The sequence below is a fragment of the Haloarcula amylovorans genome (assembly GCF_004681185.1).
In the GTDB taxonomy this organism is placed as follows: Archaea; Halobacteriota; Halobacteria; order Halobacteriales; family Haloarculaceae; genus Haloarcula; species Haloarcula amylovorans.
Genome location: NZ_SRIF01000002.1, coordinates 11,613 through 25,494 on the forward strand (window position 1 = coordinate 11,613; position 13,882 = coordinate 25,494).

General features: G+C 65.8%; 12 protein-coding genes. 9 read left to right on the forward strand and 3 right to left on the reverse strand.

What is annotated here, in order from left to right; all coding sequences use genetic code 11:
• Positions 1–125: 125 nt before the first annotated feature.
• On the reverse strand, positions 126–2,495 hold the full coding sequence (locus E4S61_RS07400; RefSeq protein ID WP_135304661.1) for a DEAD/DEAH box helicase: 2,370 nt from the start codon (positions 2,493–2,495) through the stop codon (positions 126–128).
• A gap of 360 nt (positions 2,496–2,855) precedes the next feature.
• On the opposite strand from E4S61_RS07400, the gene lipA reads away from it, so the two are divergent.
• Entirely contained in the window at positions 2,856–3,779 is a 924-nt protein-coding gene (gene lipA, locus E4S61_RS07405; RefSeq protein ID WP_135303313.1) for a lipoyl synthase, read from the forward strand.
• Positions 3,780–3,821: 42 nt separating this feature from the next.
• Here lipA and E4S61_RS07410 read toward each other — a convergent pair whose 3' ends face one another.
• Entirely contained in the window at positions 3,822–4,073 is a 252-nt protein-coding gene (locus E4S61_RS07410) for a twin-arginine translocation signal domain-containing protein (RefSeq protein ID WP_167768446.1), read from the reverse strand.
• A 360-nt stretch (positions 4,074–4,433) separates the two neighbouring features.
• On the opposite strand from E4S61_RS07410, the gene E4S61_RS07415 reads away from it, so the two are divergent.
• From E4S61_RS07415 to E4S61_RS07450, 8 genes are all read left to right on the forward strand, one after another.
• Complete coding sequence (locus E4S61_RS07415; protein WP_135303315.1) at positions 4,434–5,291, forward strand: hypothetical protein; 858 nt, start codon at positions 4,434–4,436, stop codon at positions 5,289–5,291.
• A gap of 5 nt (positions 5,292–5,296) precedes the next feature.
• Positions 5,297–7,042: an ABC transporter ATP-binding protein gene (locus tag E4S61_RS07420; RefSeq protein WP_135303316.1), complete on the forward strand. Its 1,746-nt coding sequence runs from the start codon at positions 5,297–5,299 to the stop codon at positions 7,040–7,042.
• Positions 7,039–7,848, forward strand: a complete 810-nt coding sequence (locus tag E4S61_RS07425; RefSeq protein WP_135303317.1) for an energy-coupling factor transporter transmembrane component T family protein — start codon at positions 7,039–7,041, stop codon at positions 7,846–7,848. The genes E4S61_RS07420 and E4S61_RS07425 overlap by 4 nt, the downstream gene beginning before the upstream one ends.
• Positions 7,849–8,011: 163 nt before the next feature.
• Positions 8,012–8,755 carry a 2-phosphosulfolactate phosphatase gene (locus tag E4S61_RS07430; protein WP_135303318.1) on the forward strand — a complete coding sequence of 248 codons (744 nt, stop codon included), beginning with the start codon at positions 8,012–8,014 and terminating at the stop codon, positions 8,753–8,755.
• 3 nt (positions 8,756–8,758) lie between these two features.
• Complete coding sequence (locus E4S61_RS07435; protein ID WP_135303319.1) at positions 8,759–9,529, forward strand: PHP domain-containing protein; 771 nt, start codon at positions 8,759–8,761, stop codon at positions 9,527–9,529.
• Positions 9,530–9,658: 129 nt separating this feature from the next.
• The gene (gene pdhA / locus E4S61_RS07440) at positions 9,659–10,765 is read left to right on the forward strand and encodes a pyruvate dehydrogenase (acetyl-transferring) E1 component subunit alpha (RefSeq protein ID WP_135304662.1); all 1,107 of its coding nucleotides are present in this window, start codon (positions 9,659–9,661) and stop codon (positions 10,763–10,765) included.
• Entirely contained in the window at positions 10,762–11,754 is a 993-nt protein-coding gene (locus E4S61_RS07445) for an alpha-ketoacid dehydrogenase subunit beta (protein WP_135303320.1), read from the forward strand. The genes pdhA and E4S61_RS07445 overlap by 4 nt, the downstream gene beginning before the upstream one ends.
• A gap of 3 nt (positions 11,755–11,757) precedes the next feature.
• Positions 11,758–13,494, forward strand: coding sequence for a dihydrolipoamide acetyltransferase family protein (locus E4S61_RS07450; protein ID WP_135303321.1), 1,737 nt, complete (start codon positions 11,758–11,760; stop codon positions 13,492–13,494).
• On the opposite strand, the gene E4S61_RS07455 is transcribed toward E4S61_RS07450, so the two are convergent.
• Positions 13,495–13,824, reverse strand: a complete 330-nt coding sequence (locus E4S61_RS07455; RefSeq protein WP_135303322.1) for a carboxymuconolactone decarboxylase family protein — start codon at positions 13,822–13,824, stop codon at positions 13,495–13,497.
• Between the last annotated feature and the right edge of the window lie 58 nt (positions 13,825–13,882).

Here is a 13,882-nt window from a genome sequence, read left to right on the forward strand (position 1 = left end):
CCGTTTCCTCAATTTCACTGAATTAGACCCTCCCTGAACTATTCTGTCCGGTTTCGTTACAGGTACAGCAACCGTTTAGACAGTTCAAAAAGACGTGAAGGCGTCAAGAATTTCGGACAGGACCATTACCGAATCTGGACCGTCCGCGACTGCGTAACGGGTGGGAGCGGGCGGTTCGGGAACGTTACCTCGACGGTAAAGGCAAGTTCGTCGGCGTCGGCCCCGAAGACGGCGACCGGCAGCGTCGTCTGGCCCAGATACGACGGTTTCGCGGTCATCTCGCGGCCGTTGACCGTGACGCGCAGGCCAGCGCGTGCGCCGCCGCCGTTGTTCGCGACCGTCACTTCGTACATCTCGTGGTCGCCCGGTGAGACTGCTTTCGGGAAGTCGCCCCAGTCAACGACGACGATGGGCAGGTCCCGAGCGTTAGCCACGACCTGCTCTGCGACACCCTCGGAGAGACCGGCCGATTCGAGGCCCGAAACGCCAGTCTTGAGCACGTCGGCGGGCGTCCGGAGACCCGTCGCGGCGAGTTTGTTCGCTCGGCCGGAGCCGACCCCGTCGATGGCGGTCAGACCCACCGCATCGGCGCTGATACCGTGTTCGACGCGGGCCTCGACCCGGCAGGCGAGGTTGGCGAAGCGGGCGGGCGCGAGGTTGTCGAGGAACTCTCGCAGCGCGGCCAGTAACCGCAGGGCGTTCTGTCGGATGACCCACGCGTCGCTCTTGAGTTCGGTGGGTGTCGTCCCGGTCATCCCCGAGCGGAGGATGGCGAGCACCTTCCGCTGGCCGGCGTCGAGATCCGATTCGCCGGAGCCTAACACTGCGTTCACCGCGTCCTGTTCGTCCGAGCGGGCGCTGACGCTGTCGAACTCCGTCGCGCCCGCGACGGTACGGAGGAGGTCGTCCGCGTCGATGGCCGCCGAATCGTCACCCGTCTCCGCCTCGGCCTCACATCGCTCGGCGAGGTCGGCGAAGCGACGAGCCGTCTCCAGTCGGAGATAGAACTTCGAGGCGAGGTGGCCCAGCCGCGTCGGTTCGATGCGGAGGCCGTCCTGTTCGACGAAGCCATCGGCGACCAGTTCCGAGAGCGTGGCGCTGACGCGCTCTCGCAGGTCGCTTCCGGCGTCGTACTCCTCGGGTGCGGACTGGGCGCGGGCGTAGTAGAACGTCGTCTGCAGCCAGTCCATCACGTCGTCCACGTCGCCGATGGTCCCCAGCGCGATCTCAGCGTTGAGGTGGGCGTCTAACTCGGCGGCCAGTCGGGACTCTATCTCCTTGCCGTCCCGGAGCAGTCGGCGGTACTTGTCGGCGTCCGAGCGGTCGCAGACCACCCACGCGTAGCCCATGTCGTCGTAGCCCGGTCGTCCCGCCCGCCCGAGCATCTGGAGGACATCGAGCGGACTCATGTCCACCTCGCCCTCCAGCGGGTCGTGAAGCTTCGTATCGCGGATGACGACACAGCGGGCAGGCAGGTTCACGCCCCACGCAAGCGTGGAAGTGGAGAACAACAGCTGGATCTTCCCCTCCTTGAACCACTGCTCGACGCGGTTCTTGTCCTCGCGGGCGAGACCGGCGTGGTGGAAGCCGACGCCGTCTAAGACGGACTGCCGGAGCGTGTCGTTCGCCAACTCCGCGGCGTCGGTGTGGAAGTCGTAGTCTCCGCGTGCGCCCATCGGGATGTCTCGCTCGGTGAGTTCGTCGCGCGCTTTCTTCGCGGCCTGCACGGTGTCCTGACGCGAGGAGACGAAGACGAGACACTGCCCCTCGTCGCGGATGTGCGGCTCCGAGAGGTCGAGCGCACGATAGAGCCGCCGGTACTTGTCGGCGAAGGCGTTCTCGCCGTGGGAGTACGTCTTCACGTCGGCGTTCAGCGGCACCGGGCGGTACTCGTCGCCGAAGGCGAACGTGGTCTCTTCGGGAGCGTCCAACCAGTCGGCCACGTCCCGGATGTTGGGCATCGTCGCCGACAGCGCAACCACGCGCGGGTTACAGAGCCGCCGGAGTCGGGAGACAGTGACTTCTAGCACCGCCCCACGGCGCTCGGAGTCGAGTAAGTGGACCTCGTCGATGACACAGCAGTCCACGTCCGTGATAAAGGAGTATCGCGGCGTGTCGTGTTTCCGCGTCGCGGAGTCGGCCTTCTCCGGCGTCATCACGAGGATATCGGCCCGCTCGGCCCGGCGCGGACTCAGATCGCGTTCGCCGGTGACGACGTATACCGAGTACCCCATGTCCTCGAAGCGCTCCCACTCGCTTTCTTTCTCGTTCGTGAGCGCGCGAAGCGGGGCCAGAAAGAGGGCAGTTCCGTCGGCCGCGAGCGTCTTACAGATGGCCAGTTCCGCGAGCGCGGTCTTCCCGCTCGCGGTCGGCGCGCTGACGACGACGTTGTCCTCGCGGTTCAGCAGGGCGGGCAGCGCCGCCGACTGCATCTCGTTGAACCGCTCGAAGGGGAACGCGTCCGCGAAGTCGGCTACCACCTCCTCGACCGCCACCGTCGGCTCGCTGTCGGCGCTGTGTGGCACGTCGTGAGGACGGAACCGCGTCGGCAAAGGCGTTTCTATGGTGGCGTCCCGGGACCGAGTTTTGGAAGGGTATTGCTAACATGAGTCGAGGCCTGCGAGCGCTCCAATATCAGTCGTGAATGCGAACTTATCGACACGCTAACCTCGTCGCTCTCCGGCGGCCGGCAGATATCGTCGCCGATCCAAACGGTAGACGAACTGACGTGAAGACTGTAGCAACGAGTTCCACCGAGAACCGGCACGGACACGGAGTAACGGACCGTCGAGAGCGGTCGGGCGGTTCCGCGAAACCCAATCTCTTTTGCGCGTAGACGCTAATCGACGACCAACATGAGTCGCGCGCGCAAGCCCGACTGGCTGAAGATGCGGCCGCCGTCGGGCGAGCGGTTCACCGACATCAAAGAGAGCCTCCGCGACCGGGGCCTCAACACAGTCTGTGAGGAGGCCAACTGCCCAAATCTCGGGGAGTGCTGGAGCGGTCGGAACGGCCCGGGGACGGCGACGTTCATGCTCATGGGCGAGCGCTGCTCGCGCGGGTGTAACTTCTGTGACGTCGAGACCGGCGGGATGGACCCGCTGGACCCCGACGAACCCGAGCGGGTGGCCGACGCCGTCGACGACATCGGCCTCGACTACGTCGTCCTCACGAGCGTCGATCGCGACGACTTGCCCGACCAGGGCGCGGGCCACTTCGCCGAGACCATCCGGGCAATCAAGCGTCGCGATTCGTCGATCCTTGTCGAGTGCCTGATTCCGGACTTCCGCGGCGAGGAACGCCTCGTCCGGAAGATTATCGACGCCGAACCGGACGTGCTCGCCCACAACATCGAAACGGTAGACCGCCTCCAGTGGCCGGTCCGGGACCGCCGGGCGGGCTACGAGCAGTCGCTATCGGTCCTACGGCAAGCCGACCGCGAGAGCGACATCCACACGAAGACCAGCCTGATGCTCGGCGTCGGCGAGTACGCCCACGAGGTGTACCAGACCCTCTCGGACCTCCGGCAAGTCGGCGTCGACGTGGTGACGCTGGGCCAGTACCTCCAGCCCTCCCGCTCGCACCTGGAGGTCTCGGAGTACGTCCATCCCGACGCCTTCGAGACGTGGCGACAGGTCGCCGAGGAGGAACTGGGCTTTCTGTACTGTGCCTCGGGACCGATGGTCCGCTCCTCGTACCGCGCGGGCGAACTGTTCGTGGAGGCAGTGCTGGAAAACGGCGACGTAGAGCGCGCTCGCTCGCGAGCGCGGAGCGGGTGAGCGAGACGGTCGCCGACCCCCGGTTCAGTCCTCCGTCGGGTACTACCGCTTCGAGAGCGCCCTCGGGCCGGCGTCGGCCGTCGAGAACGGCCGAAGCACGAAGCCGAACGAGGCGTCGGTCGGCTGGACGCGATATTCTTCGAGCGGTTTAACGGGCGTTCCGCCGACGCCGGTGCCGGTCGCCAGCGCCGCCAGCCCGGTCGCCTGGAGAAACTCCCGCCGGGAGGGGGTACCGTTCGCGTGCTGTTCTCCGCGTGAATCGCCGCGCTCTCTCGCTGTTTCGTCGTTCGTCATTGGTGAATCAGTTACTCGCTGTTCCATCCCAGCGAACGGAATAGGCGGTCCACGCACGGATCCGTATTATTTGATCAGGTGATTACCCACTGATATATTCAGAGAGTGGGTCGGTATCGAGCGCGATGGACTGTGTAGCGATTAGCAGAAAAGTGATTCATTAATCGTGAATACCTGGTGAAAATAGTGCAATATCTGGGGCGCTCTGTCAGCATCCACCGACCGGCCACGAGGCGAACAGAGAGGTATGATACGGGCGTACTCGAATATAGTTCTATACAGGAGACCGTTCGTTCAGTAGCCGGACAGACAGATATTATAATCGTTCAAATAGCGACTGCCTATCCGTTCGGCTGTAGCATGAGCACGACCTCAGCGACATCAGAGGGATGGTTTGCGTTCGACAAACAGGACATGATGGTGTTCATCCTCGTTATGTCCCTGACGGGGTTACAGAACGCCGTTACGGAGATACTGCCGGAGTTCACGGTCGGGCCGCTCGAATTGGGAGTGGGCGAGTTCGTCTTCATCCCGATCGTGCTGGTCCTGCTGTTCCGTACGTACTGGGCAGCGCTGGCCGTCCCGGTCGGCGAGATTGTCTTCGGTGAGATCCTGCTCGGCGAGTTCGACGGGCTTGGCGCGATGGAGGGGTTGCTTCTGATTCCGGTCTGTTACTACTTCGCCGCGAAGCTCCTGCAGGACCCCGAGAACACGACACAACTCGCGCTCGTCGTCCTTCTCGCGGAGGGGTTAGAGGAGTTCTTCGCCACATTCATCGACATCGGGAAGGTATACGTCGGCGTCGAGGAGCTCGAAGCGGTGCCCGGCCTCCCGGAGAGCATCGTCGTCTTGGAGGCTGTGGACTTCGTCACGCAGATGGTCATCACCGGGATCGTCTTCGGCGTGATTCCGGCGCTGTACCTCTATCCGAAGCTCCACGGGAAAGTCGAACCGCTGCTGGGGATGGAACCCTATCGGGGCGAGCGCGGCGCGTCGATGTGGCGCGGCTTCTCCCTGAAAGCGCTACTCGCGGTGCTGGTCGCCTTCCCGCTGGCGTTCGTCGCCGAGGCCGCCAGTGAGGTCGGCGGTGCCATCAACGTCGTCTGGGAACCGGCGTTTCTAGAGACGTACGGCCAGAGCTTCATCGCGGTTCCCATCGCGGTGGCCGCCGTCCTCGCACTGGTTGTCTGGTATCGCGCGACTCGACGGGCAGCCTGAGACCGATGGACGCGAATCACGACGCCAGCATCGTCGTCGACGATCTCTCCTTTCGGTACCCCGGGACGGAGACGAACGTCCTCTCTGGGGCCGACGTGGAGATAGCGCCCGGCGAGTTCGTCGCCGTCGTCGGCGGCAACGGGTCGGGGAAGACGACGCTGTGTAAGTCGTTCAACGGGATCGTCCCCCACTTCTACGAGGGGACCTTCGAGGGATCGGTCACCGTCGCCGGTCTCGACACCGAATCGAGTTCCGTCTCGGAACTCTCCCGTCACGTTGGTTACGTCTTCCAGGAATTCGACAACCAACTGGTCAGTCCGACGGTGTTCGAGGAGGTCGCGTTCGCGCCGATGAACTACGGCCGCGAGGACTACCGCGAGCGCGTCCACCAAACACTCGACTTGCTGAACCTCGACGGCCTCGAAGACCGGTTCGTCTGGGAACTGTCCGGTGGACAGAAACACCTCGTCGCCCTCGCGGCGGCGCTGTCGCTCGACCCCGAGATCCTCGTCGTCGACGAACCGGCCGCCCAGTTGGACCCCAGAAACGCCCGCGAGACCTACGAGCACCTCGCGGAACTCAACGCCAACCACGGCAAGACGGTCGTCACCATCGAACACCACACGGAGTTCATCGCGGAGTACTGCGAGAGCGTCGTACTGGTCGACGATGGGGAAGTCAGCTGGAAACGCCCGGTCGAGGACGCACTGAACAGGCTCTCGGACCTCCGGGCACAGGATGTCCATTCGCCGCAGGTGACTCGGGCCGCCGAACGGCTGTACGACGACGACCGGCGACTGCCGGTAACGGTCGCCGACGGCGCGGCACAGTTCGCACAGCGAACGGACGCCACTTGCGTCCGCACCGATGGAGCCGTCGCGTCCCCGGCCGCGGCCGATGGGCAGGCTCCAGTCGTCACTGTCGAGAACGTCTCGAAGGCCTATCGGACGCTCCGAAGCGGCGAGCGACGGGCGCTCGACGGCCTCTCGCTCGACCTCTATCCGGACGAACGAGTCGTGCTGGTCGGGAGCAACGGGGCCGGGAAGTCGACGCTGCTGCGACTCCTCACCGGTATCGAGAGCCCCGATGCGGGGAGCGTCACCGTCGACGGCGTCGACGCGGGGACGGCACTGCCCGAAGCGCTCGCCGAGGAAGTCGTATACGTCCACCAGAACCCCGAGGAGATGTTCATCGAAGACGAGGTGCGGGCCGACGTCGCCCACTACCTCCGCGATCGAGAGTATCCCGACGTCGAGGCACGCGTCGACGACGTCATCGAGTATCTCGACCTCGGAGCCCTCCAGCATCGAGACGGCCGCCTGTTGAGCGTCGGCCAGCAGCGGCGGGCCTCGCTAGCGATCGGGTTGGCGACCGACCCCTCGATCATCTTATTGGACGAGCCGACGGGGAGCCTCGACCTGGCGAGTCGTGCGGAGGTCGGCCGGACCATCGACCGGGCGGGCGACCGCGTCGAGACCGTCGTCGTCGCCACGCACGACCTCGAACTGGCGGCCGCGTGGGCGACGCGCGTGGTCGTCCTCGACGGCGGTCAAATCATCGCTGACGGACCGCCGAAGACCGTCTTCGCGGATGTCGAGACGCTCGAGCGGGCGAACCTGCGGCCGCCGCAGGTCGTTCGACTGGGCGAGAGACTCGGCCTCTCACCCGTGCCGCTGACCGTCGATGAGTTGGCGCGTCGGCTCGACGACGCGGACGGCGACGCTGCCACACCGGAGGTGGCCGATCAGTGACGTCTCTCGACGGCCTGCGGGACGCGACGTCGGTCGAGGGCATCAAGAACGACCTGCTGAAGACGGCCTACGAGAACGAGGGGTCGTTCCTGCATCGCCTCGACCCGCGCGTGCTGCTGCTGTGGTACGTTATCTTCCTGTTCGTCCCGTGGCTGTTCTACGACACGACTGTCCTACTGGGACTGCTGGCGTTCGTCTCGGTGCTCGCGGTCGCCTCGCGGGTGAGCCTCTTCCTTGTCGCGCTGATGGCGTTCACGGTGGCGTCGACGCTGGCGTCGTACGCGGTCGTGACGGCGTTTACCGGCGACCCGATGGCGGCGATTCGGGCGCTAATTCCGTTCACGCTGAAGTTGACGATCATCTCCGTATCGAGTTTGGCCGTCTTCTCCAGTATGGGTCCGAAGACCCTCGCTCGCGGCCTTCGGAGCCTCGGCGTCCCCCGGCAGTTCACCTTTCTCATCACCTACGGCTACCGGATGTTGCCGGTGCTCTTCGAGGAGTACCACGACCTCGTCAACGCCTACCGGCTCCGCAGTTCAGCGCCGTCCTCGCCCGGTCGGTTCCGGTGGCGACATTACGCGTATCTGCTGAAGATATCGATGCGGGCGTTCTACCCGATGATATTTAACGTCGCAAAGCGCAGTCGCGTCACCGTCGAGGCGATGGAGACCCGTGGCTTCTCCCACTCCCTGCACGACCAGGCGAGCAAGGAGTTGCAGTTGGCCGACCTGCAGGTCCGTCCCCTCGATGTCGGCTTTTTCGCCGGTTCGCTAGGCATCGTCGCGCTCCTCGCGGTCGCGCTGTAATCCTTGCTCGCCGCCTTCTGCCTCGATGTACAGTGCGCTCCCAGCCGTCGGCACTCGCCGCTGTCGTCGCCGACCCAGCGAGATATATAGCGGTATCGAGCGGTAGCCGGCCGAAAATAGCCCTCTTAGTCGCGCTTTTACGGGGTGGAGAGAAGGGACAGATATGCGCTTGGTGTCGGACGACGACCTGACGGAGCGGCTGTTAGAGACGATGATTCCCGCGCGGGCACAGATACCCGACGACCCCACACCCGGGAACTACGTGGTCGTCGACGTCGCCCAGTTCTCGACGACGGTGCCGGAGCTGTTCGCCAACGGCGCGGAGTACATCTACATCACCGAAGAGCGGGGGAACGAACCCGACTTCAAGGCCGAGAATCCCAGAGCGAAGATCGGCGGTAGTTCCGGCCCGAACTACGAGGGTGAGGAGGGGTACGACTTCTTTAACTCGCCCAGTTTCGTCCAGGACGTGGACGTGGCTGGCCGGCCGACGGCGATGACCTCGACCAACGGCGGCAACGCGGTCACCGACCTCCGACTGGCGGGCGGGGACGACGTCGAGATCTACGTCGGCGGCCTGACCAACGGGAAGGCGGTGGCCGAACACCTCCGAGAGAGCGACCGGGAGACGTACTTCGTCGCCGCCGGGTCGAACGGCAAGCCCTCACCGGAGGATGTTACCGGCGCACTCTACATCGCTCGGCACCTCCACGAGCGACCGCCGACGGACGAACAGCGCGCGGTCTTCCGCGAGATGGTCACGTTCGGTAAGGGACCCAAATACGAGCGCAAGCCACAGGTCAAGCGAACGGACCTCTACGAGTACACGCTGGCGTTCGACAGCCGCCATGTCGTCCCGAAACTCGTCGACCAGCGTCTCGTCGACGTCGGCGGCGAGGCCCCCTGAACGATGGAGATAGACGGCCACGCACACACCACGTTCTCGGACGGATCCGCCCTCGACGAGATGATCGCGGCCGCCGAGACCGCCGGACTGGACGGACTCGGCCTCACCGACCACTGTATCGTCACCGACGACGCGTTCAGCCGCCGCGCGCGCTACGACCTCGTCGAGACGTACGAGCGGCGACGCGAGACCATCGACGCGGCGCGCGATGTGACCGACCTGCGACTGTACGACGCCGCCGAGGTGAGCTACGTCGAGGGCGACGAATCGCGCCTCGCCGCGTTCCTCGACGAGGCCGACTTCGCGTACACCATTGGCAGCGTCCACTTCGCCGGCCCCTACGACTACACCAGCGCCAGCCAATACGCCGGCGCCGATCCCGCTGAGCGCCGGGCGGCCGTCGAGCGGTACTACGATGCCGTCGTCGCGCTGATCGAGTCGGAGCTGTTCGACGTACTGGGCCACCTCGACCTCCCCGAGCGGCTGGCACCCCTCCGCCGATACACGACCCGAGACGACTACGAACGCGTCGCGGCGGCGCTTTCCGACTCGCGGACGGTTCCGGAAATCAACGCCGGTCGAGTCCATCAGTCACTCGGTCGCGTCCACCCTGACCCCGCCGTCCTCGACGTCTTCCGCGACGAGGGCGTCTCGTTCGTCCTCGGAACCGACAGCCACACTCCCGCGGAGATGCGCGATCGCGTACCAGTCTTGCGGGATGTCTGTGAACGCCGGAACTTCGAACCGATCGGGATAGCGTCGCTGGTCACCTAGTTCACGAGCCAATTCCTTCGTGAGAGATACACTCCAGTAATCTCTATGCTGGCAATATAACGCCACACAAACGCTAAACCCGTTGCGAGTCAACACCTATCACATGTCACGCCACGGCAGGTGGTTTCTCTGAGCGTCCTCCAACGCGATCCGACCGATAGAGTACAGATACTCGGCGAGGACGGGCAGGTGGTCGACGGCGCGACGGTGCCGGACCTCACAGAGGACGAGCTCGTCGAGATGTATCGCAACCTGAAGTTAGGACGGCACTTCGACCAGCGGGCGGTGAGCCTCCAGCGGCAGGGCCGGATGGGCACCTATCCGCCGATGGCCGGACAGGAGGCCTCGCAGGTCGGTAGCGCGATGGCGCTCGCCGGAGGCGATTGGACGTTCCCGAGCTACCGGGAACACCTCGCGCTGTACGTCCGCGGCTGGGATCTGGCCGACGACCTGCTGTACTGGATGGGAAGCGAGCAGGGCAACTCCCCGCCCGAGGACGTACAGGTGTTCTCGCTCGCGGTCCCCATCGCCACGCAGATCCCCCACGCGACCGGCGCAGCGTGGGCGTCGAAGCTCAAGGGCGAAGACAGAGTGTTCCTCGCGTACTTCGGTGACGGCGCGACCAGCGAGGGAGACTTCCACGAGGGGCTGAACTTCGCCGGCGTCTTCGACGTGCCCGCAGTGTTCTTCTGTAACAACAACCAGTGGGCGATTTCGGTTCCGCGCGAGCGCCAGACCGCCAGCGAGACGCTGGCGCAGAAGGCGAACGCCTACGGCTTCGACGGCGTGCAGGTCGACGGGATGGACCCGCTGGCAGTGTATCAGGCGACCACCGAGGCCGTCGAGAAAGCCCGGAACCCGGACGAGGGCGAGCGCCGTCCCACGATGATCGAATCGGTGCAGTACCGCTTTGGCGCACACACCACCGCCGACGACCCCTCCGTCTACCGCGACGACGAGGAGGTCGAACGCTGGAAAAAACGCGACCCCATCCCGCGACTGGAGACGTACCTCCGCGAGCGGGGGCTGCTCGACGACGAGCGAGTGGCGAACATCGACGACTCCATCGAGGAGGAGGTGGCCGAGGCGATCGACGACGCCGAATCGACCGAGCGGCCCGACCCCGAGGAGATGTTCGCCGACGTCTACGCCGAGATGCCCGACCGCCTCGAAGCACAACTCGACTACTTGCGTGACCTGCGCGAGCGACACGGCGACGAGGTGATGCTGGAATGAGCACGCAGGACGCACAGAGTCTCACGCTCGTCCAGGCGGTCCGCGACGGTCTCTACGGCGAGATGGAACGCGACGAGGACGTCCTCGTGATGGGCGAAGACGTGGGCAAGAACGGTGGCGTCTTCCGCGCTACGCAGGGCCTCTACGACGAGTTCGGTGAGGAGCGCGTCATCGATACGCCGCTGGCCGAATCGGGTATTATCGGCACCGCCATCGGGATGGCGGCCTACGGGCTGCGCCCGGTCCCGGAGATGCAGTTCTCCGGGTTCATGTACCCCGCCTTCGACCAGATCGTCAGCCACGCCGCGCGCCTACGCACCCGAAGCAGGGGTCGGTACACCTGTCCGATGACGGTCCGGGCCCCCTACGGCGGCGGCATCCGCGCCCCCGAACACCACTCCGAGTCCAAGGAAGCGTTCTACGCCCACGAACCCGGCCTGAAGGTCGTTGTCCCCTCGACGCCCGGCGACGCGAAGGGCCTGCTCGCCGCCTCGATTCGAGACCCCGACCCTGTCGTCTTCCTCGAACCCAAACTCATCTACCGGGCGTTCCGCGAGGACGTGCCCGACGAGACGTACACGACCGAGTTGGGCGAGGCGAAGATCCGCCGCGAGGGCGAGGATGTCTCCGTGTTCACGTGGGGCGCGATGACTCGGCCGACGGTGGAAGCGGCCGAGGACCTCGCCGAGGAGGGCATCGACGCGGAAGTGGTCGACTTGCGGACGTTGAAGCCGATGGACACCGACGCGATTCTGGGTTCGTTCAGGAAAACCGGCCGCGCAGCCGTCGTCCACGAGGCCCCCAAGACCGGCGGTCTCGCTGGCGAGATTATCGCCACCATCCAAGAAGAAGCGCTGCTGTATCAAGAGGCTCCGATTACCCGGATCACCGGCTTCGACGTGCCGTTCCCGCTCTACGCGCTCGAAGACTACTACCTCCCCGAACCTGCCCGCATCAAAGACGGTATCACCGAGGCCGTGGAGTTTTAGCGCATGTTCGAGTTCAAACTCCCGGACCTCGGCGAAGGAGTCGCCGAGGGGGAGGTGCTGGAGTGGCACGTCGCCGTCGGCGACGCCGTCACCGAAGACCAGGTGTTGGCCGAAGTCGAGACGGACAAAGCCGCCGTGGACGTTCCCTCGCCGAAAGACGGCGTCGTCCGCGAACTGCACGCAGAGGTTGGCGACGTCGTCGCCACCGGCGAGGTCCTCGTCAGCATCGAGGAAGAAGGCGACGCCGAGGGCGAGGCCGCCACGGAGAGTGAGAGCGCCGAGTCAGCGGACGCCGACGCCGCTGGGAGCGAAGCGGGCGAAGCGGCGGCCGCCGAGTCCGCTGACGTGGCCGATTCGACCGACACGACCGAACCCGACGTAACGACCGGCGACGGACGCGTGTTCGCGCCGCCGAGCGTCCGCCGCCTCGCCCGCGAGAAAGGCGTCGACATCACGACCGTCTCCGGGTCGGGACCGAGCGGCCGCATCACCGAGGCCGACGTGACCGCCGCCGCCGAAGCAGACGAGAGCGAATCGGCGGACGACGGCCCGACTTCGGTCGTCTCGAAGGTCGGTGACGACGAGGGCGAGGGGAGCGACGGCCCCACGTCGGTCGTCTCGAAAGTGAGTGACGAGGACGGAGACGGCGCGGCCGACAACGAACGCGCCGTCAAGTCTGCCGTCCGGAAGGTGTCGGCCGACGAGCCGATGGCCGAGCGCCGCGACCGCACGCTGGCGACGCCGGCCACCCGTCGTCTCGCCCGCGAACTCAGCGTCGACATCGACGCCGTCCCGACCGACGAGACCCGCGACGGCGAACCCTACGTCGACGAGGCCGCCGTGCGCGCCGTCGCCGAGCGAGCGGAAGCGAGCGAAGTCACCGACGAGGACGTTCGCGAGGTCACGGAGAAAGTCGTCTCGGAGATGCGCGAGGCGGCCGAGGAAACAGGTGGAGCAGGGGCGGGCGCGGCAGGCGTCTCTGCAGAGTCCGCCGGCGACCGGCGCGAACCCTATCGCGGCGTCCGACGGGCCATCGGCGAGCAGATGGCCCGCTCCCGGCGGGAGGTCCCGCACGCGACCCACCACGATAAGGTGGCCGTACCGGGGCTGGTCGAGGCCCGCGAGCGCCTCGAACCGCTGGCCGAGGAACGGGGCGTCCATCTGACGTACACGCCGTTCCTGCTGAAATGCGTCGCCGCCGCGCTGGACGACCACCCGATTCTGGCCACGCAGCTCGATGCGGACGCCGAGGAAATCGTCTTCAAGGACGACCGCAACCTCGGCGTGGCGACGGCTACCGACCACGGCCTCGTCGTCCCCGTCGTCGACGACGTGGACGAGAAGGGGCTCCTGCAGGTGGCGACCGAACTCAACGATCTCGTCGACCGCGCGCGGAGCCGGGACATCGCCCGCGAGGAGATGCAGGGCGGGACGTTCACCGTGACGAACTTCGGGGCCATCGGCGGCGAGTACGCCGATCCGGTCATCAATGTCCCCGAGACGGCCATCCTCGGTGTCGGATCGCTGGCGGAACGGCCAGTAGTGGAAGATAGCGAGGCGCGAAGCGCCTCGGAAAAGGCGAGCGGCGACGCCGCGAGCACCGGCGAGGTGGTCGCGAAGCCGACGCTGACGCTCTCGCTGGCCATCGACCACCGGGTCGTCGACGGCGCGGACGCCGCCCGCTTCGTCAACACGCTCAAGCAGTACCTCGCGGACCCGACGCGGTTACTGCTGGAGTAGCTACTCCGTCAGGTCCGAGATCCAACTTCTGGCCGCCATCGCCTTCGGGAACCCAATCGTCGGCACCGCGAGCGTTGCGACGTGTTCGAGCGCCGCCGCGGAGTGACCCTCGTCCAGTCCGCGCCGGACGTGCGAGTGGACCGCCCCCTCCGACTGCGCGCCGACGGCCAGCGCGAGTTTTACGAGCCGTTTCGTCTCGTCGTCTAACGGCCCCGCCTCCGAGCACGCCTCCCCGAGGTCGCTGTACGCCTCCCAGACGGCCGGTTGTTCCTTGGCGAACCGCGTCGGCGTCGCCGGTAATTCATCCGAGTCGCTGACTTCGTCTGCCATGTCGGTGCGTACGACCGCCAGCGTAACATAGCTTAGTCCGGGCCGAGACCGGCGAAAG

Excerpts from the sequence above, each read along its gene's own strand:
- E4S61_RS07410 (WP_167768446.1), bottom strand. The coding sequence starts at position 4,073 with ATGACGAACGACGAAACAGCGAGAGAGCGCGGCGATTCACGCGGAGAA.
- E4S61_RS07415 (WP_135303315.1), top strand. The coding sequence starts at position 4,434 with ATGAGCACGACCTCAGCGACATCAGAGGGATGGTTTGCGTTCGACAAA.
- E4S61_RS07450 (WP_135303321.1), top strand. The coding sequence starts at position 11,758 with ATGTTCGAGTTCAAACTCCCGGACCTCGGCGAAGGAGTCGCCGAGGGG.
- E4S61_RS07445 (WP_135303320.1), top strand. The coding sequence starts at position 10,762 with ATGAGCACGCAGGACGCACAGAGTCTCACGCTCGTCCAGGCGGTCCGC.
- E4S61_RS07455 (WP_135303322.1), bottom strand. The coding sequence starts at position 13,824 with ATGGCAGACGAAGTCAGCGACTCGGATGAATTACCGGCGACGCCGACG.
- E4S61_RS07420 (WP_135303316.1), top strand. The coding sequence starts at position 5,297 with ATGGACGCGAATCACGACGCCAGCATCGTCGTCGACGATCTCTCCTTT.
- E4S61_RS07435 (WP_135303319.1), top strand. The coding sequence starts at position 8,759 with ATGGAGATAGACGGCCACGCACACACCACGTTCTCGGACGGATCCGCC.
- lipA (WP_135303313.1), top strand. The coding sequence starts at position 2,856 with ATGAGTCGCGCGCGCAAGCCCGACTGGCTGAAGATGCGGCCGCCGTCG.
- E4S61_RS07430 (WP_135303318.1), top strand. The coding sequence starts at position 8,012 with ATGCGCTTGGTGTCGGACGACGACCTGACGGAGCGGCTGTTAGAGACG.